This is a genomic window from Streptomyces sp. NPDC104761 (genome assembly GCF_055583445.1).
Genome location: NZ_JBVJNZ010000007.1, coordinates 155921 through 173710, shown reverse-complemented (window position 1 = coordinate 173710; position 17790 = coordinate 155921). Strand labels below are relative to the sequence as shown.

Genomic DNA, 17790 nt, shown 5'->3' with positions numbered 1-17790 from the left:
CTGCCGCTGCGCCCACCCGTGCCGCCCCAGCGGCACGACTGCCCGCAGCTGAGCAACTACCGACGCTGCGCGCGCCTGCGCGACCGCGACGCTGCGCGCCGCCGAGCATTTGCTGACGTTGTGTGCGGCTGAGTGGCTTCGGTGCTGCCCACGGCTGGGCAGCTGTTGACGTTGGGCGCTGCTGAACAGGTGTTGACGCTGCGTGCGGCTGGGTGGCTTCGGTGCTGCCCGGGGCTGGGGTGGGCGCGATGCCGGGCGCGGCTGCGCAGGTGCGGCGGGCGTGGTGCCCCGTGAGGGGCGCTGGGGGTACCCCCGGCCGAAGGCTGGGGGAGGAACTGCGCGGTCAGCCCCCACCCACCCGCACCCGGGGTGTCTCGTGCAGCACCCGGCTCATGTCCCGCACCGCATGCCACGTGCCCCGCCAGGTCCCGGTGACCTTCGAGGCCCCCACCCGCGGCCGGTACGGCACCTCGTGCTCGGCGATCCGCCACCCCGCGTCCGCCGCCCGCACCACCATCTGCAGCGGATAGCCACTGCGCCGGTCGTCCAGCGACAGCCCGAGCAGCCCCTCGCGGCGAGCGGCCCGCAGCGGACCGAGGTCGTGCAGGCGCAGCCCCGTGCGGCGCCGCAGCATCCGCGCCAGCGCCAGATTCCCCGCGCGGGCATGCGCGGGCCACGCGCCCCGCCCCTCGGGACGCCGGCGGCCGAGCACCAAGTCAGCCTCGCCGTCCAGGACTTCCCGCACGAACGGCACGAGGAGGCCCGGGTCGAGCGAGGCGTCGCAGTCGCAGAAGCAGACGATGTCGGCGGTCGCCGCGGTCAGCCCCGCATGGCACGCCGCGCCGAAGCCGCGCCGCGCCTCGTGGACGACGGTCGCCCCGTACGCCCGGGCGATGTCCGCCGAGCCGTCGGTGGAACCGTTGTCCACCACGAGGGCCCGCCAGCCCGCCGGGATCCGGCCGAGCACCCAGGGCAGGGCCTCCGCCTCGTCGAGACAGGGCAGGACGACGTCCACGTCCGCCGCCGGGGACGGAGAAGGAGAAGAAGGTGAGGTGGTCACGGCCTTCACCCTACGAACGCGAACCGGACATTCCGGTCCTCGACTGCTTACGAAACGCGGACGTCGGCGCCGGGCGGCACCGGCGCCCCCGGCTCCGCGGTTCCTTACGAAACACGAACGTCGCACCCCGAGTCCTGGCCCGGCCGCGACACCCGCGACAGCCCGGTGCGAGGGTGGAGGCATGCAGCAGCCGTACGAGCTCACCGAGGCCGGGACCACCACCGGTGCCGCCCGGGTCCTGGTCGTGGACGACGATCCGACCGTCGCCGAGATCGTCGCCGGGTACCTGGACCGCGCCGGGTACCTGGTCGACCACGCCGGTGACGGTCCCACCGCCCTGACCCGCGCCGCCGCGCACTGGCCCGACCTGGTCGTGCTCGACCTGATGCTGCCCGGCATGGACGGCCTGGAGGTCTGCCGGCGGCTGCGCGGCCACGCCCCCGTCCCGGTCATCATGCTCACCGCGCGCGGCGACGAGGACGACCGCATCCTCGGCCTGGAGGTCGGCGCCGACGACTACGTCACCAAGCCCTTCAGCCCCCGGGAGCTGGTCCTGCGGGTGGAGTCGGTGCTGCGCCGCAGCCGCCCCGCCCCCTCCGACCGGTCCTTCTCGTCCGCCGGTCTCACCCTGGACCCCGGCGCCCGGCGTGCCACCAAGGACGGCACCGAACTCGCCCTCACGCTGCGCGAGTTCGACCTCCTCGCCTTCTTCCTGCGGAACCCGGGACGGGCGTACAGCAGGGACGACCTGATGCGCGCGGTGTGGGGCTGGGACTTCGGCGACCTGTCCACCGTCACGGTCCACGTCCGCCGGCTGCGCGCCAAGGTGGAGGACGACCCGGCCCGGCCGCGGCTGATCCAGACCGTGTGGGGCGTCGGCTACCGCTTCGAGCCGGACGGAGAGCACGACCGGAGCGGCCAGGACGGCCGGAACCACCAGCACGGCCCGGACGGACGGGAAGGGGCGGCCTGACATGCGCGACACCCTCCTCATCGCCCTGTACGCCTTCGCCGGAGCCGCCGGCACCGGACTGCTCGGGGCGGCCGCGCTGCGCCTGCTGCGGCGCCGCTCGCTGACCGCGTCCCTCACGGTGGTCGCCGTCGTCGGCGTGGTCGCGATGCTCGCCGGCACCCTGGCGGTCGCGTGGGCGATGTTCCTCTCCTCGCACGACCTCTCGGTGGTGACGACGGTCGTCGCGATGGCGGCCGTGGTGTCCCTGGCGACCGCGCTGATACTGGGCCGCTGGGTGGTCGCCCGCAGCCGCGAACTCGTCCTCGCGGCACGCTCGTTCGGCGAGGACGGCGACTTCGCCGCGCCGCCGGTCCCGGCCACCGCCGAGCTGGCCGAGGTGAGCCGCGAGCTGGCGGCGACCAGCGCGAAGCTCGCCGAGTCGCGCGAGCGGGAGCGGGCGCTGGAGACCTCGCGGCGGGAACTCGTCGCCTGGATCTCCCACGACCTGCGCACCCCGCTGGCCGGTCTGCGGGCCATGTCGGAGGCCCTGGAGGACGGCGTCGCCACCGACCCCGACCGCTACCACAAGCAGATCCGCACCGAGGTCGAGCGCCTCAACGACATGGTCGGCGACCTCTTCGAACTCTCCCGCATCCACGCCGGCACCCTCGCCCTGAGCCCGAGCCGGATGTCGGTGTACGACCTCGTCGGCGACGCCCTCGCCGGTGTCGACCCGCTGGCCCGGGAGCACGGCGTACGGCTGGTCGGCGACCGGGTGGACCCGGTGCCGGTCGAGGTGGACGGCAAGGAGATGAGCCGGGTGCTGGGCAACCTGCTGGTGAACGCCATCCGCCGGACGCCCCCCGACGGCACGGTCGCGGTCGCCGCCGAGCGGTCGGCCGAGGGCGCCGTCGTCCTGTCCGTCACGGACGGCTGCGGCGGCATCCCCGACGAGGACCTGTCCCGCGTCTTCGACACCGGCTGGCGCGGCACCCACGCCCGGACCCCGCCGGCCGGAGCGGGCCTCGGTCTCGCCATCGTGCGCGGAATCGTCGAGGCCCACCAGGGCCGGGCCACGGTGCACAACATCCCCGGCGGCTGCCGTTTCGAGGTCACCCTCCCGGCGGCGCCATGACGCCGGCGGCTACCGCGCCCGCGCGAACTCCCGCATCCCCTCCGCGAACCCGACCTCGGCCTTCCAGCCCAGTTCGGCCCGCAGCCGGGCGGAGTCGGCCGTGATGTGCCGTACGTCGCCCAGCCGGTACTCCCCGGTGACCACCGGCACCGGCCCGCCGTGCGCCTCGGCCAGCGCGCGGGCCATCTCGCCGACGGTGTGCGGCTCGCCGCTTCCGGTGTTGTACGCGGTCAGCACACCCGGCGCGGAGCCCGCCTCAAGCGCCGCCGCGTTGGCGGCGGCCACGTCCCGGACGTGCACGAAGTCCCGGCGCTGCCGCCCGTCCTCGTACACCCGGGGCGCCTCGCCCCGGGCCAGCGCGGAACGGAAGAAGGAGGCGACGCCCGCGTAGGGCGTGTCGCGCGGCATCCGGGGCCCGTACACGTTGTGGTAGCGCAGCGACACCGCCGAACCGCCCGTCGACCGGGCCCACGCGGCGGCCAGATGCTCCTGGGCCAGCTTGGTCGTGGCGTACACGTTGCGCGGATCGACGGGCGCGTCCTCACCCACCAGCCCCGGCGTCAGCTCCTCCCCGCACACCGGGCAGTTCGGCTCGAACCGTCCCGCGTCCAGATCGGCGACCGCGCGCGGCCCGGGCCGTACGACACCGTGCCGCGGGCACTCGTACCGCCCCTCCCCGTACACGACCATCGACCCGGCGAGCACGAGGTGGCCCACCCCCGCCTCGGCCATCGCGGAGAGCAGTACGGCCGTGCCGAGGTCGTTGCGGGAGACGTACTCGGCCGCGTCGCCGAAGCCGACCCCGAGGCCGACCATCGCGGCCTGGTGGCAGACCGCGTCCACGCCCGCGAGGGCCCGCCCCACCGCCACCGGGCTGCGCACGTCGGCGCCCGGATCGTCCCGTACGTCGAACACGACCGCCTCGTGCCCACGCGCGGTCAGCGCCTCGACGACATGGGACCCGATGAACCCGGCACCGCCGGTGACCAGTACACGCATGAGGCCACGCTAGGCGCGCGCGGCCCCCGGACCACGTGCCCACGCCCGCACGTCACGACTCCGTAAGGCGCCGGGCGGCCGGCACGCCACCTCGTTCGGTTCAGTAGCCGCTCAGCAGCGCGCGCACCCTGCGCAGGGACTCCGGTCCTGCGGTGCTGTGCCAGCGGGCCGGGTCGGCGGGGCGGCGGCCCCACAGCAGCAGGACGCGGACGGCCGCGTCGCTCTCGATCGTCGCGGGGCCCTCGGGCGCGGCGAGCCGGATGCCGGTGCCGTCCGCGTCGGCGGTCACCACGACGTCGTCCGTGCCGGGGGTGCGCAGCCGGCCCTCGATGCGCCCCTCCGGGCCCAGGTCGAGACCGGTGCGGCCGCGCTCCAACAGCGGCCCGACCGACGTCACGCTGTGCTCCGTCATCCAGGGCTCGTTCAGCGACCGCACCGCCGTACCGTCGTCGCCGGTCAGGTCCCAGCGGTGCAGGATCAGCTCCTCCCGCATGTGCTCGGCGAAGAAGGGGACCTTCACCGTCCGGCCGGTCCACGTCACCTCGGTGTCCGGGGAGAGGTCCTGGGCGGCGGCCGCGGCGACCTCGCTGAGCTTCTCGCACCGGCTCAGGAACGCCGCCCACAGTTCGGTGTCCGACATCAGCCGGTAGGGCTCCTCGCGGTCGAAGCCCCTGGTCTCCACCGGCGCGCCGGCGAGGAACGCCTGCAGCACCCGGGCCAGTTCCTCGGCGTTGCCGGTCTGGTGGACCAGGACGTCCCGCACCGTCCACGCCTCGCACCACGTGCCGCCGTCGGGCCGCCGCGCCTGGACGGCGTGCACGAAGGGGGCCAGCTCCGGCAGGGTCTCCTCGACCCGAGAGGGAATCATGCGCCATGGGTAGCCGGACCGGCCGCCGCCCAAACGCCGCCGGAGACCTCGGGGGGCGACCGGGCTTGGCGGTTGAACGGCCCGGCCGGGGGTCACGTACCTGTCGCTGTGGGCGGTTCCGAGCCGCCCGAAAACACCGGTGCCGCGCGGCAGCCGGTGGTCAGAGGAAGGGCCGAACCATTTCCGTGGATGCGAGTCGCCCGGCCGGCAGTGCTCTCGACCTGGCCGTCCCCGTACCCCGGGAGGAGACCGGGACCGGGGACGGGAACGCGGGCCGGCCCCGTCGGCAGGCGCCGGCGCAGGTGCGGGGCCTGGACGGCCTCCGCGGCCTGGCGGCGCTGTACGTCGTGCTGTTCCACTGCTGGCTGTACACCTTCCCCGGCTACCCGCACAGTTCGGCGCCGCCGTGGCTGGGCGGGCTGATGTTCGGGCGCCTCGCCGTCGTCTTCTTCCTCGTGCTGTCCGGGTTCTCCCTGGCGATCTCCCCCGCGCGGCACGGCTGGCGGGCGTCCGGTGTCGGCGAGTTCCTGCGCCGGCGTGCCTGGCGCATCCTGCCCCCGTACTGGGCGGCGCTGGCCCTGAGCCTGCTGGTCTCGAGGTTCGTGGTGCCGGCCTCGCACTTCGGGCCGCCCACCGGCGCGACGGTCCTGGTGTACGGCCTGGTCGCCCAGGACATGATCACCGCCCCGACGCCGAACGGCGCGTTCTGGTCGATAGGGGTGGAGGCCGAGCTCTACCTCCTCTTCCCTCTGCTGCTCCTCGTCCGACGGCGCTGGGGCGCCGCGATCCTGGCCGCTTCGGTGACACTCCCGGTGGTCGCCCTCGGTCTGACGGCGCCCGGCGCGAATCCGGTGGAGGGTGACAACTGGCTCGCACCCCATCTCGCCCCGGTGTTCGCCGCGGGCGTCGCGGGCGCGGGCATCGTCACCGCGTCGGACCGGGTGCGGCGACTGCCGTGGGGGTGGTTCGCCGTCCTGGCCGCCCTGCCGGTCCTGGCCCTCGGCGCCGTCCGCGGCTCCGCCTGGACGGTCAGCCACTACTTCTGGATCGACCTCGCCGTCGCCCCCGCCATGACGATGCTGCTCGCCGCCGTCGCCACCGGGAAGCCCGCCGTCCTCGTACGGCTCCTGACCGCACGCCCCGTCCACGGCCTCGGCGGATTCTCCTACAGCCTCTACCTGATCCATCTGCCGGTCGTCCTGGCCGTGATCCGCCGGGTGGCCCCGCACGTCGTGGCGCCGGGGCTGCCCACCTTCTGGTTCACGCTGTCGGTGGGCCTGCCGGTTTCGGTCGTCTCGGCGTGGCTGTTCTCCAAGGTCTTCGAAATTCCGTTCAAGCGGAACAGGTCCTGGAAAACGTTTGTCGCGGCCCGTTCCGGTGCCTGAGAAAAGGCCCGGCCCTCTCCTTCGGGCCGGGCCGCCGGTCCGTCAGCCCGTCGCCGTCGACTTCTGGCCGGAGGGAGTGACGGCGTACCACTCCTGGTCCTTTCCCTGGCCGTTCGTCTGCCCGGCCGCCGTGTCGCCCACGTACCGGTAGAGCGGCCAGCCGGCGAGGGTGAGCTGGGTCCGGCCGTTCCGGTGGACCGTGCCGAGGAGGCTCTTCTCCACCCCCGAGGCCTGCACGGACTCCGGCACGATGACCGGCAGCCAGGTCTTGGTGCACGTGCCGGAGCACGTCCACTTGGAGGGGTTGGGCTGGTCCTTGTCGTAGCGGTAGAGGGTCAGCCCCCTGTCGTCGGTGACGATGCTGCCCAGTCCCTGGGCCGACCTGGTCAGCACGGCCGCGGTGGTGGCCGGCTGCCCGCTCGTGTCGCCGGCGCCGGCGGCCGTCGTGGCGGCGGCCGGATCCGACGCGGCCGGGGTCGCCGACGTGACCGGGGCGGCCGGGGCGGCGTTGCCGGTGCCGTTCGAGGAGCCGCACGCCCCCAGCAGGAAAGCGGAGGCGAGCCCCAGAGCGAGGCTCGGACCGATGCGTCGCGGGATCAAGGAAGTTGCCCTTCGTCGGAGTCGCGTCTACCTGCCCCTTCAGTACGTCCGTCGGCTCCGGCCCGCTCAGCCGCCGTGCTCACGTGACGCACTCTTGACCATCCCCCGGCACCCGCTGCGTGACCGGAGCCGGTCCGGGCGCGCCTGGGCGCCGCCGGCCTTCCGACGGCCGGCTGTTAGCGTGCGGACGCATGGCGGACAGCGTGTACGTGGGCAACGCGGGCAAGGACGCGGCACTGGACCGGGGATGGCTGCTCGGGCACTTCAAGGAGCCCGACGACCCCCGGCACAGCCAGGCGGTCGAGGTCAAATGGGGCGTCCACGCACGCGGCGAACAGCGCACGCAGTGGGTGGAGGGCGACGTGCGCACAGCACTCCTGGTCCTCGTCACGGGCCGCTTCCGCCTGGAGTTCCCCGGCCGCAGCGTGCTCCTGGAGCAGCAGGGCGACTACGTCGTCTGGGGCCGGGGAGTCGACCACTCCTGGTTCGCCGAGGACGAGTCCGTCGTCCTGACCGTGCGCTGGCCTTCCGTGCCGGGATACGCCGCCGGGTAGGACGGCCGCGACCGCCGCGATCTCGGAGTACGTCCGCGGCGTCGTTCGCGGCGCCTTCCCCGGAGCCGACACCGACGCGCTGGCCGTCACCGTGTGGGCTCTTGTCCACGGCCTGGCCTTCCTGCACCTCGACGGCAAGCTCGACTCTGCCACCCCCGAGCTGGTCGCCGACCAGGTGCGCACCGCCGTTCGCGCACTGTTCACCGCCTCCGCGGCGATGTGACGGGCCCTTCTCGCGCACGGCGGGGCCGGGGGAGTCGGTGCCGCGCACGTGCGTGAAGCTCCTGGCAGAAGGGGCTGTTCATGTTCGACAACCCGTCTGCCAGGAGCTTGGCCGTGCTGACAGGGCAACCTGCGGGCTTCACCAGCAGTTGGGCAGCCACCCTGGTCCGGTGCTGGGAGGCGGTCAGCAGGTGAGGTTGGAGCCCGCGGGGACGCCGAGGACGGAGGTGAAGGAGAGGTAGTCGTTGACGCGGTCCTGCATCTCGGCGGTGTTGCCGCCGTTGCACTCGATGCTGCCGTTGATGCTGCGGATGGTCTCGCCGAAGCCCGCGCCGTTGACCATGGCGTTGTGTCCGGTCATCGTGCCGGGACCGGTCTGGGTGTTCCAGTACCACAGGCCGGTCTTCCAGGAGATCGCCGCATCGGTGGCGACCAGGCCGGGGTTGTCCAGGAGGTCGATGCCGAGGGCGTCGCCGGCGGCCTTGTAGTTGAAGTTCCAGCTGAGCTGCATCGGGCCGCGTCCGTAGTAGGCGTAGGTGCCGGCGGGGCAGCCGTAGGGCTCGCTCGCGCAGTAGTTCCCGGACTGGTCGACCTCGTTGATGTAGACGAGGCCGCCGGTCTCGTGGTCGACGTTGGCCAGGAACGCCGCGGCCTCCTGCTTCTGCACGGTGGTGCTGCCGGTGGTGGCGAATCCGGGGTAGGCACTCAGCGCGGCCACCAGGCCGCTGTAGGTGTAGAAGGAGTTCCGGTTCGGGAACATCTGGTTGAACTGGGCTTCGCTGACCACGAATCCACCGGTGCCGCCGCCACCGCCTCCGCCGCCGGAGCCTCCGGTGCAGGTGTAGGGGGACCAGTACCAGGTGCTGATGGTGGGGTCGTATCCGGGGTTGTCGTGGGTGGCGACGTAGTACTGACCGTTCGGGGTGTACTTCACGATGGCGCCGGTCGCATAGGACTGCCCGGCGACCCAGGCGGGGTAGTTGCAGCTTCCGCCGGTGCCTCCGCCGCCGGAGCCGCCGCAGGCTCCCTGATCGGCCCAGACCGAGGCGACGCCGGGCGTCTCGCCCTGCGTCCACCACTTGGCCTGCCAGTTGTCGCCGTTGTAGGAGGCGGTCATGCCGCCGGTGTAGACCGCGCTGGAGCTCCAGGCCGCCGCGCAGTCCGCCGCCGCCGCGGGGCTCGCGGTGCCGAGGACGGTGAAGGCGCCGAGAAGACCGGCCAGGACGACGAGCAGTGCTGTCATGGACCTGCCATACATGGGTCTGCGAGACCCGCGGGGCATGGTGGTGCGCATGCGCCACTCCAGAGGTAGGGGGTGAGTGGTACCCCAGCAGCAAAGCGTGATTGGTCCAGACCAGTCAAGAGCCGGATACGGACTTTTGCCTGGGCATGAGCGGCGGGTACTTCCGGAAAGGAATCACCGGCAACGCCGCCGCGGCCTCGTGAGGCGGCTGGGGAGCCGCGGCCTACCGCGCATGAGTTGGGGTCGCCATGTCGACGTCCGCAGCGATGCCGGGGCGATCCTGCGACTCGCGGCAGCCGGCGTGCCGGAGACGGACGACCGCGTCGAGTCCGCCGCCGGGGGCCGCCTCCAGGGTGACCTCGCCCCCTCCGGCGCGGGCGAGGTGGCGGACCAGGGGCAGGCCGAGGCCGGTGCCGTCGTGGTCGGCGTGGGGGGCTCGCCAGAACCGGTCGAAGGCCCGGTGCCGTTCGGTCTCGGTCATGCCGGGGCCCTGGTCGGTCACGTGCAGCTCGGTCGTGGGCGGGGTGCGGGTGCCTTCCGCGGGGGTGGTGACGACGGCCAGCGTGACGGAGGTTCCCGGTGCGGACACCCGGAGCGCGTTGGAGAGCAGGTTGTCGATGATCTGTTCCAGTGCGCCGGGGACTGCCAGCACCGGCACGGAGGCGCTTCCGGACACGATGATGCCGACCTGCTGTTCGGCGGCGAAGGCCGTCCAGATGTCCGCGCGGTCGCGGACGACGGCATTGAGATCGGCGGCTGCTGCCCGGATCTCGGTGTTCTCCATCCGGGCGAGAGCGAGCAGCCCCTGCACCATGCGGCTGAGCCGCTCCAGCTCGCCGAGCGCCGTGTCGAGGCTGTCCTGGGCGCAGGGGGCGAGGTGCGGCTCGAAGTTCTCCAGGCGCAGGCGCAGTGCGGTCAGGGGTGTCTTCAGCTGGTGCGACACGTCGGAGGCGAACGCCTGCTGAGCCTGCAGCAGGTGCTGAAGGCGAGTCGCGGTCCGGGTGAACGACGCGGCGAGCCTGCGCAGTTCCGGTGGCCCGTGGTCGGTGGCCGGGGGGTCGGTGATCCGGCCTTCGGCGAGCTGCGCGGTGGCGCGTTCCAGGGCCTGCACGGGGCGGGTGATCGAGCGCGCGAGAGCGAACCCGATCAGGGAGGCCGCGGCGAGCACTCCGAGACCGACGGCGGCGAGGACCAGCCAGGTGGTGCGCACCCTGGCCTTGAGCGGGCCCAGTGCGTACACCGTGCGCACCACACAGGCGACGGCGGGGTTGGACCCGCCCGGCACGGTGACGAAGAGGAGTTCACCGTCCGCGGACGGGGCCGTGCGCGTGCCGACGGTGGGGCGGTCGTGCAGTGCCGTGGAGATGTCCGGCTCGGCGGAGAGGTCCTCGCCGACCACGGCGCGGTCCGCGGTGTCGGTGAGGACGATGCCCCGGCGGTCGGCGACGAGCACGGTGCCGCCGGTCCGCCGCCCGTACGCGAGGGCGAGGTCGGGCAGGTCAGCCGTCAGTCCGTGCTCCATCTTGTCCTCGCAGACCTCGGCGAGCGTCATCGCCCCCTGCTCCGCCGTGCGGGAGAAGCGGGCCAGCTCGCTGCGGGCGTAGAAGACGCCGAAGGGCACTTCGAGCGCGAGCAGGACGAGCAGTATCAGGCTCAGGTGGCTGAGCAGGAGGCGACGGGTCACCGGAGCTCTCCGCCGCGCGTCCGCACCGCGGCGGACGGGACGTCGGAATGTGCCGGGGGGACGAGGCGGAAGCCGATTCCGCGGATGTTCTCGATCCAGGAGGCGTCGCCCAGTTTGCGCCGGAGCGCGGCGATGTGGACGTCCAGGGTCTTGGTGGGGCCGAAGAAGTGAGGTTCCCAGACCGCGTCGAGAATCTGCCGGCGGGAGCAGACGGCGCCGGGGTCCTCGGCGAGGCAGCTGAGCAGGTCGAACTCCTTGGGCGCGAGGGCGATGGACGTCTGGTGCAGGCGAACCTGCCGCGTGCGGCAGTCGATGGTCAGCGGGCCGATCCGCTGGATGCCGGGCGTCGCGGGACGGCTGAGGCCGTCGGAGGGGTTCGAGGAACCGGACCGGGGGTCCGCAACCGCTGGGCGGGCGCGGCGGGTGACGGCCCGGATCCGGGCGACGAGTTCCCGTACGCCGAACGGTTTGGAGACGTAGTCGTCCGCCCCCAGTTCGAGCCCGAGGACACGGTCCACCTCGTCGTCCCTGGCCGTGATCATGATGATCGGTACGGACGAGCGGGACCGCAGCGTCCGGCACACGTCGATGCCGTCCATGTCCGGCAGCCCGAGGTCCAGCAGCACCATCGCCACCTCCGGCGCGGCCAGGCCCTCGGCCCCCGTTCTGGCGTGTTCCACGGTGAACCCGAAACGGCGCAGCCCCTCCGCCAAGGGCCCGGCCACCCGGTCGTCGTCCTCGATCAGCAAGACACGCATGCCGAAAGGCTCACAGACACCGGCCGCGGCGCGTGGCGCAAACGCCGCAAGCTCCCCCGAGTCAGTGATCTTCCACGGTCGGCTCAACCGCTGTGGCGCGGCTTCTTGACGACATCAAGGGCCCGGCCAGCGTGGCGTAAGCAACGAGTTAAGACGTCGGACGCCGGCACGCGGCCTCCCAGGCGACAGCCGGAATCTGATCCAAGGTCAGTGCGCCGGCCCCTGTGCCGGCCTCGGCCGGACCGGCCGGAACCGCGCCCGGCGAAACGCTGTTCCGGAGGTGTCCGCGACCTCTCGCTGTATTCGCTCTGGCAATTCCCTTGATCGTCTTCCCGTAGCGTCGGCCGGGCGGTCGGTGCCACCGGAGCACCACCGGACAACCCGCCACCGCGAGAACCAGGGACACCGCATGCCCATGGACGACCGCATGCCCGTTGACGAACTGCGCCGCATCCGCCCGGACCTGGTGGAGCCCTTCGCGAGCGCCCTCCCGGGAGCACGCGCCACCGTGCTGTCCCGCCTGTGGGGCGCCTTCGGACGAGAACCCCTGCCCGGTGTGACCAGGCGACGCCGCGAGTCCGGGTCTCTGCTTGTCGAAGTGCAACGGGGCGGTTCGCTCTCGGCACCCGAGGACGGCGCGCGGCCCTTCGCCGACGTTCCGCAGGACTTCGCCGTGTCGGGACCGGAGGGGCCGATCGGCGACCCGGCCCGGCTGCTGGCACAGCTGGGCCTGCGCACCCCCGCGGCGGAGCGACTGGCCACCGAACTCGGCAACAGCGTCGTCAACCTGGCCCTCGCCAGAGCCGCGAACGCTGACCGCAAGGCCGCTCCGGCCGACTCGGCGGATGCCGAGCAGGCGGTCGTCGACGGCCACCCGCAGCACCCCTGCTGCCGGACGCGCACCGGCATGTCCGTCGCCGACGTGCTCGCCTACGCGCCCGAACACCACCCGGTCGTCCGACTGGCCCTGGTCCGGGTCCCGGCCGAGCGCTGGCAGGGCGCCGGCGACTGGCCGCGGGCGCTGCGGGACGGCGACGCGTTCCTGCTGCCGGTGCACCCCTGGCAGCGGGACCACGTGCTCCGGCACCACCGCGACCTGGCCGTCGTGGAGGAGACGGTCCCGGCCCGCCCGCTGCTCTCGCTGCGTACCCTCGCACCGGTGGGCACCCTGCCCGGCTGCCACGTCAAGACCGCGCTCGACGTCCAGGTCACCAACTACCGGCGCACCATCTCCCCGGCCGAGGTCGCCGACGGGCCCCCACTGTCCGAGCTGGTCGCGGCCGTCCTCGACAAGGCCGGGCACAGCGGCAGCCTGCGCGTCCTGCGGGAGCTGGGCGGTGGCTCGGTACGCGTGGACGGACAGCCCTCCGCGAGCCTGACGGCCATGATCCGGGAATCGACCGAGTGCCACCTCGACGCCGGGGAGGTCGCGGTACCGCTCACGGCCGTGCACGCGACAGGAGCCGCCATGGTGTCGGGGGACCCGGTGAGCTGGCTGGCGGACCTCGCCGGCCTCGTCCTGCCGCCCGCCCTGACGCTGCTGTCCATGGGGGTGGCCCTCGAGGCACACGGCCAGAACACCCTGGTCGTCCTGCGGAACGGGCGGCCGGTGCGGGTGCTGTACCGGGACCTGGACGGCGTACGGGTCAGTCCGCGCCGCCTGGCCCGGTGCGGCTTCACGCTGCCGCCGTTGCTCGGCACCCGCGCGGGCGACGACATCGGCGCGCTGCGCACCAAGCTCTTCGGCGGCCTGGTCAGCGGGGTCTTCAGCGAGCTGGTCGACGTCCTCGGCCGGACCCGGGCGGCCGAGCCACGGGCGCTGTGGGGCACGGTCGCCGAGGCCGGACGCCGCGTCTTCGCCGACCTGCCGGACCAGGAGGACGCGGCAGCGTTCTTCGGGGACACGATGCCGCTGAAGGCGACCATCGCCATGCGCCTGTCCGAGAACCCGGGCGCCGCGCAGTGGACGTCCGTTCCCAACCCCCTGGCGCTGTGCCGTTGACCCCTGACCTCGACCGCTGTCCCACTGGAGCGACCACATGAACATCGGCACGGCCCCCCACACCGACAGTGCCACCACCGTCCCTTCCCCGGCCACGGAGCCGTCGCGGACGGCCGACCTCGTCACGACCCACACGCTGCTCAACTGCCTGATCCGCGAGGTGTCCGCCCCCGAGCACCAGGTGACGGTCGCCGGCGATCACCTCCTGCTACGACTGCCCCGCCGGGGCCTGCTGCTGCGTGCCGCGCTGCGCCGGACCTCGTTGATCGGGGCCCACCGCTTCGAGGGCTCGGTGCAGCGGCTCGACGGCGATGCCTGGGTGACCCTGGACTGGCGCGAGCTGGCCCTGTGCATCCAGGACGAACTGGAACAGCGCACGGGCCTGGCCAACGAGGAGTTCCTGGGGCAGGTGGCGGACAGCCGGGAGACGATCCGCGTCGTACTGGAGGAGCGGGCGGGCGCCCGGACGGCCGCGGACCCGTACGTGGCCTCGGAGCAGTCCCTGGTCTTCGGCCACCGTTTCCACCCCACTCCCAAGGCCCGTACCGGTGACCCGGCGGACTGGCTGGCGTACGGCCCGGAGACCGGTACCCGCTTCCGGCTCCGCTACCTGGCCGTACGCCGCCACCTTGTAAGGGAGGAGGGCGAGCCGCACGTGCTGGACGCGCTGCACCCCGTGGCCGACCCGGAGTTCGCCGTACTCCCCGTCCACCCCTGGCAGTACCGGCTGCTGAAGGACCACGACCGGCTGCGCGAGGCGGTCGCCGCCGGGGACGTCGTGGACACCGGCACGGGCGGCCCGGAGCTGGTGCCGACCGCATCGGTGCGGACGCTGTACGCCCCGGAGACCGACGCGTTCCTGAAGTTCAGCCTCGACGTCCGCCTCACCAACTGCGTCCGCAGGCACGCGAGGTACGAGCTGTCCGGGGCCGTCGCCCTCAACCGGCTGCTCCAGCCCGTCTTCGCCCGGCTCACCGACCGCTACCCGGGCTGCGCGCTCCTGGCCGAGCCCGGCTACCGCACCCTCGGCACGGCCGGCGACACCGCCCTCCTGGAGGGCTTCGGCGTCATCGTCCGCTCCGGCCTGCGCCGCCATCTGCGTCCCGGGGTCACACCCCTGCTCGCCGCCGCGGTGGCGGACGAGTATCCGACCGGCGCAGCCCACGTCTCCCGGCTGCTCGCCCGCGGTGACGGTGACATCCTGGCCTGGTGGGACGCGTACCTCGGGCTGTTGCTGCCGCCGGTACTGGCCGCCTACTTCGAACACGGCGTCGTGCTCGAACCCCACCTGCAGAATGTCGTCGTCGGCGTCGGGGCCGACGGCACTCCCGCGCAGATGTTCTTCCGCGACCTGGAGGGCACCAAGCTCCTGACCAGCCGTCACGGTCCGGCCCTCGACGAGCTCCCGGACGACGTGCGCGAACCCCTCACCTACGATCCCGAACACGGCTGGAACCGGGTCGCTTACTGCCTCCTGGTCAACCATGCCGCGGAGATGCTCAGCGCCCTGGCCGACCTCGCCCCTGCCCTGGAAGCCGCCCTGTGGGGCCTGGTCCGCGACCACCTCGCCGGCTACGCCCGCACCGCCGCCGAACCGCCCCGCCTGCGTGCCCTGCTGTCCGGCGTACCGCTGCCGGCCAAGGCCAACCTCCTGCTGCGCTGGTCCCGCAAGGCCGACCGGCACGCGACCTACGTGCCCCTGCCGAGCCCGCTCGGCGCGGACTTCCCCCGCGAGGTGGTCCGGTGAGGCCCGGGACGTACGACCTCGCCGCCGCACTGCCCGAGGACGATCTGCCCGCCTACGTCTACGACCTGCCCGGCCTGCGCGAACACGTGCGCACGATCCGCGCCGCACTGCCGGACCGCGTCGAGCTGCTGTACGCGGCCAAGGCCAACTCCGACCCCCTGATCCTGCGCGCCCTCGCCGAACACGTCCATGGCTTCGAGGTGGCCTCCGGAGGCGAACTGGACCACGTCCGCGCCGCCGTCCCGGGCGCACCGGTCGCCTTCGGCGGCCCGGGGAAGACCCAGCAGGAGCTGGCCCGCGCGCTGGACGCGGGAGCCGAGCGGCTGCACATCGAGAGCGAACACGAACTCCGCGTGCTCACCACCCTGTTGGGCGGCCGGACCGTGGACGTCCTGCTGCGCGTCAACCTGCCCGTCGACGTGGGCCGGGTCGCCCTGGCCATGGGCGGCGGGCCGTTCGGCATGGATCCCGTACAACTGGACCGCTGCCTGGAGGTGATGGAGCCGGTCCCGGGTGTCCGACTGCGAGGCCTTCACTTCCACCTGGCCAGCGGGCTCCAGGCCCAGGCCCAGGTCCCGCTCGCCGACGAGGTCCTCGCCTGGGCCGGGAACTGGGCCCGCGCTCGCGGAGTGGACCTGCGCGAGGTCAACGTGGGCGGCGGGATGGGCGTCGACTACACGCATCCGCCCAGGGTGTTCGACTGGCCCGCACTCGGCGCCGGACTGCGCCGGATCCTCGGCCGCCACCCCCACCTCACCCTCCGGATCGAGCCCGGCCGCTCGGTCACCGCCTACTGCGGCTGGTACGTCACCCAGGTCCTGGACATCAAGTTCAGCCGGGGGCACGCGTTCGCCGTACTGCGCGGCGGCACCCACCACCTGCGCACCCCGGCCGCGAAACAGCACGACCAGCCCTTCGAGGTGATCCCCGACGACACCTGGCCGCGGCCATGGAAGCGTCCGGAGGTCCGGGACGAGCCGGTGACGCTGGTCGGGCAGCTGTGCACGCCCAAGGACGTCCTGGCGAGCCGGATCATGACCGAACGGCTGCGCGTCGGCGACCGCGTCGCCTTCGCCATGGCCGGCGCCTACGCGTGGAACATCTCCCACCACGCGTTCCTCATGCACCCCCACCCGACCTTCCACCACCTCGACGACGGCGATGCCTGCAGGCCCGTCGCGGGCGGCACGTATGCCCGTCAGACGTCATGAGCGCCGGCTTCCGCCTGCCGGCGACGCACGCGCTCGCCGTCCCGGACTTCCGGCGCTACCTGCTCGGACAGCTGGTCTCCAACACCGGCACCTGGATGCAGCGCGCGGCCCAGGACCTCCTCGTCCTCCACATCAGCGGCGACAGCGGCAGCGCGGTCGGCATCGTGACCGCGCTGCAGTTCCTGCCGCAGACCCTCCTCGGCCTGACCGGAGGCGTGCTGGCCGACCGGTACCCCAAGCGACGGACGCTGCTCCTGACCCAGACGGCGATGGCCGCCCAGTCGCTCCTGCTGGGGCTGCTCACGCTGACCGGGGCGGTGAACCCGCTGTCCCTCTACGCGCTGGCCTTCGCCCTCGGCACCGCCACCGCCGTGGACAGTCCCGCCCGCAACGCCTACATCCGCGAACTCGTCTCCCACGAGCACACGGCCGGCGCGGTCAGCCTGAACGCCGCCCAGTTCAACGCGGCCCGCGCCGTCGGCCCGGCCCTCGCCGGCCTGGCCGTCGCGGCCTTCGGCACCGGCCCGGTGTTCCTCCTGAACACCGCCTCGTACCTGGCCGTCCTCTACGGCCTGATCACCATCCGTACCCACGTACCGGACGCCCCGGTCCGCGCGCGACCGGGCCGCGTCCGAGCGCGCGAGGCATTCCGCCACATCGCCGCCACCCCGGAACTGCTGCTGCCGATCAGCCTCGTCGCCCTCGTCGGCACCTTCGGTCTCAACTTCCAGGTCACCGTCTCGCTCGTCGCCGTCACGGTGTTCCACACGGGCGCCGCCACCTTCGGCTGCCTCTCCGCCGCCTACGCCCTGGGCAGCCTCCTCGGCGCGATCCACTGGGCCCATCACGGCAGGCCCCCCACCGCACGCCGTCTGCTCTCCGCCACGACCGGCTTCGGCGCACTGGAAGTCGCGCAGGGCCTCATGCCGGGCTACGGCTCGTTCCTGGTCCTGCTGTTCGTCACCGGATGTGCCGCGGTGACCGTGACCACGACCGCCAACGCGATGGTCCAGCTCCATGCCGACCCAGGGCTACGGGGTCGCGTCCTGTCGGTGTATTTTGTCGTCCTCCTCGGGGGCACCCCGGTCGGCGCGCCGCTGGTCGGCCTGGTGTCCGACGCTCTCGGGGCCCGCTTCACCCTGGTGCTGGGCGGTGTCGTCTCGCTCGCCACCGCGCTCGTGCTCTCCGTCGTGTTCGCGAGCCGAAACGGACGGCGGGTCCGCATCGCGGAGCCGGCACCGGTGACCAGTTCACCCTTTGCCCCGGGCCGGCCGGAGCGAGAGCGGCAGCCCGAGCTCTGACCGGGGCTGCAGGGGGGCGGCTGCATGCGCGGTGCGGGAGCAGCCTACTCTTACAACATGTAGGAGAAG

Annotated in this window: 15 protein-coding genes and 1 pseudogene; 9 read left to right on the top strand and 7 right to left on the bottom strand. The window is 73.1% G+C overall.

From position 1 onward, the window contains the following. Positions 1-343: 343 nt before the first annotated feature. Positions 344-1069 carry a glycosyltransferase family 2 protein gene (locus ACZ63F_RS20665; protein ID WP_469712745.1) on the bottom strand — a complete coding sequence of 242 codons (726 nt, stop codon included), beginning with the start codon at positions 1067-1069 and terminating at the stop codon, positions 344-346. A gap of 172 nt (positions 1070-1241) precedes the next feature. Between ACZ63F_RS20665 and ACZ63F_RS20660 the strand changes: the two genes are divergently transcribed. Both ACZ63F_RS20660 and ACZ63F_RS20655 read left to right on the top strand, forming a co-directional pair. Continuing rightward, entirely contained in the window at positions 1242-2033 is a 792-nt protein-coding gene (locus ACZ63F_RS20660) for a response regulator transcription factor (RefSeq protein ID WP_469712744.1), read from the top strand. A gap of 1 nt (position 2034) precedes the next feature. Further along, positions 2035-3147 carry a sensor histidine kinase gene (locus ACZ63F_RS20655; protein ID WP_352358895.1) on the top strand — a complete coding sequence of 371 codons (1113 nt, stop codon included), beginning with the start codon at positions 2035-2037 and terminating at the stop codon, positions 3145-3147. Between the two features lie 9 nt (positions 3148-3156). On the opposite strand, the gene ACZ63F_RS20650 is transcribed toward ACZ63F_RS20655, so the two are convergent. Together ACZ63F_RS20650 and ACZ63F_RS20645 are read right to left on the bottom strand one after the other, a co-directional pair. Next, positions 3157-4146 (bottom strand): NAD-dependent epimerase/dehydratase family protein, encoded by a 990-nt coding sequence (locus ACZ63F_RS20650; protein ID WP_469712742.1) that lies wholly within the window; start codon positions 4144-4146, stop codon positions 3157-3159. A gap of 100 nt (positions 4147-4246) precedes the next feature. Then, on the bottom strand, positions 4247-5014 hold the full coding sequence (locus ACZ63F_RS20645) for a maleylpyruvate isomerase N-terminal domain-containing protein (protein WP_469712740.1): 768 nt from the start codon (positions 5012-5014) through the stop codon (positions 4247-4249). A 185-nt stretch (positions 5015-5199) separates the two neighbouring features. Here ACZ63F_RS20645 and ACZ63F_RS20640 point away from each other — a divergent pair, with 185 nt between their 5' ends. Then, positions 5200-6399, top strand: a complete 1200-nt coding sequence (locus tag ACZ63F_RS20640) for an acyltransferase family protein (RefSeq protein ID WP_469712738.1) — start codon at positions 5200-5202, stop codon at positions 6397-6399. A gap of 42 nt (positions 6400-6441) precedes the next feature. Here ACZ63F_RS20640 and ACZ63F_RS20635 read toward each other — a convergent pair whose 3' ends face one another. Next, positions 6442-6999 (bottom strand): hypothetical protein, encoded by a 558-nt coding sequence (locus tag ACZ63F_RS20635; RefSeq protein ID WP_469712737.1) that lies wholly within the window; start codon positions 6997-6999, stop codon positions 6442-6444. A 191-nt stretch (positions 7000-7190) separates the two neighbouring features. Here ACZ63F_RS20635 and ACZ63F_RS20630 point away from each other — a divergent pair, with 191 nt between their 5' ends. Then, a complete protein-coding gene (locus ACZ63F_RS20630) occupies positions 7191-7553 on the top strand; it encodes a cupin domain-containing protein (protein ID WP_469712735.1) in 363 nt (120 codons plus the stop codon). After that, a pseudogene (locus tag ACZ63F_RS20625) lies at positions 7552-7776 on the top strand (WHG domain-containing protein); the annotation flags it as partial. The gene ACZ63F_RS20630 and the pseudogene ACZ63F_RS20625, both read left to right, overlap by 2 nt. 183 nt (positions 7777-7959) lie before the next feature. Here ACZ63F_RS20625 and ACZ63F_RS20620 read toward each other — a convergent pair. From ACZ63F_RS20620 to ACZ63F_RS20610, 3 genes are all read right to left on the bottom strand, one after another. Further along, complete coding sequence (locus ACZ63F_RS20620) at positions 7960-9018, bottom strand: glycoside hydrolase family 19 protein (protein WP_469712734.1); 1059 nt, start codon at positions 9016-9018, stop codon at positions 7960-7962. Between the two features lie 223 nt (positions 9019-9241). Continuing rightward, positions 9242-10702, bottom strand: a complete 1461-nt coding sequence (locus ACZ63F_RS20615) for a sensor histidine kinase (protein WP_469712732.1) — start codon at positions 10700-10702, stop codon at positions 9242-9244. Beyond that, the gene (locus ACZ63F_RS20610) at positions 10699-11460 is read right to left on the bottom strand and encodes a response regulator transcription factor (RefSeq protein WP_469712731.1); all 762 of its coding nucleotides are present in this window, start codon (positions 11458-11460) and stop codon (positions 10699-10701) included. The genes ACZ63F_RS20615 and ACZ63F_RS20610 overlap by 4 nt, the downstream gene beginning before the upstream one ends. Positions 11461-11869: 409 nt before the next feature. Between ACZ63F_RS20610 and ACZ63F_RS20605 the strand changes: the two genes are divergently transcribed. Genes ACZ63F_RS20605 through ACZ63F_RS20590 form a run of 4 tightly spaced genes read left to right on the top strand, consistent with a single transcriptional unit; the run spans position 11870 to position 17721 of the window. Further along, positions 11870-13462, top strand: coding sequence for an IucA/IucC family protein (locus ACZ63F_RS20605; RefSeq protein ID WP_469712730.1), 1593 nt, complete (start codon positions 11870-11872; stop codon positions 13460-13462). A 37-nt stretch (positions 13463-13499) separates the two neighbouring features. Beyond that, on the top strand, positions 13500-15209 hold the full coding sequence (locus ACZ63F_RS20600; RefSeq protein WP_469712729.1) for an IucA/IucC family protein: 1710 nt from the start codon (positions 13500-13502) through the stop codon (positions 15207-15209). Then, positions 15206-16420, top strand: coding sequence for a type III PLP-dependent enzyme (locus ACZ63F_RS20595; protein WP_469712728.1), 1215 nt, complete (start codon positions 15206-15208; stop codon positions 16418-16420). Before ACZ63F_RS20600 ends, ACZ63F_RS20595 begins: the two co-directional genes overlap by 4 nt. Continuing rightward, positions 16417-17721, top strand: coding sequence for an MFS transporter (locus ACZ63F_RS20590; protein ID WP_469712727.1), 1305 nt, complete (start codon positions 16417-16419; stop codon positions 17719-17721). The genes ACZ63F_RS20595 and ACZ63F_RS20590 overlap by 4 nt, the downstream gene beginning before the upstream one ends. Positions 17722-17790 lie beyond the last annotated feature (69 nt).

What these genes read in the sequence shown, in the direction of transcription:
- ACZ63F_RS20590 (WP_469712727.1), top strand. Translation starts at nt 16,417, where the DNA reads ATGAGCGCCGGCTTCCGCCTGCCGGCGACGCACGCGCTCGCCGTCCCG.
- ACZ63F_RS20645 (WP_469712740.1), bottom strand. Translation starts at nt 5,014, where the DNA reads ATGATTCCCTCTCGGGTCGAGGAGACCCTGCCGGAGCTGGCCCCCTTC.
- ACZ63F_RS20660 (WP_469712744.1), top strand. Translation starts at nt 1,242, where the DNA reads ATGCAGCAGCCGTACGAGCTCACCGAGGCCGGGACCACCACCGGTGCC.
- ACZ63F_RS20655 (WP_352358895.1), top strand. Translation starts at nt 2,035, where the DNA reads ATGCGCGACACCCTCCTCATCGCCCTGTACGCCTTCGCCGGAGCCGCC.
- ACZ63F_RS20610 (WP_469712731.1), bottom strand. Translation starts at nt 11,460, where the DNA reads ATGCGTGTCTTGCTGATCGAGGACGACGACCGGGTGGCCGGGCCCTTG.
- ACZ63F_RS20650 (WP_469712742.1), bottom strand. Translation starts at nt 4,146, where the DNA reads ATGCGTGTACTGGTCACCGGCGGTGCCGGGTTCATCGGGTCCCATGTC.
- ACZ63F_RS20600 (WP_469712729.1), top strand. Translation starts at nt 13,500, where the DNA reads ATGAACATCGGCACGGCCCCCCACACCGACAGTGCCACCACCGTCCCT.
- ACZ63F_RS20630 (WP_469712735.1), top strand. Translation starts at nt 7,191, where the DNA reads ATGGCGGACAGCGTGTACGTGGGCAACGCGGGCAAGGACGCGGCACTG.
- ACZ63F_RS20605 (WP_469712730.1), top strand. Translation starts at nt 11,870, where the DNA reads ATGCCCATGGACGACCGCATGCCCGTTGACGAACTGCGCCGCATCCGC.
- ACZ63F_RS20620 (WP_469712734.1), bottom strand. Translation starts at nt 9,018, where the DNA reads ATGACAGCACTGCTCGTCGTCCTGGCCGGTCTTCTCGGCGCCTTCACC.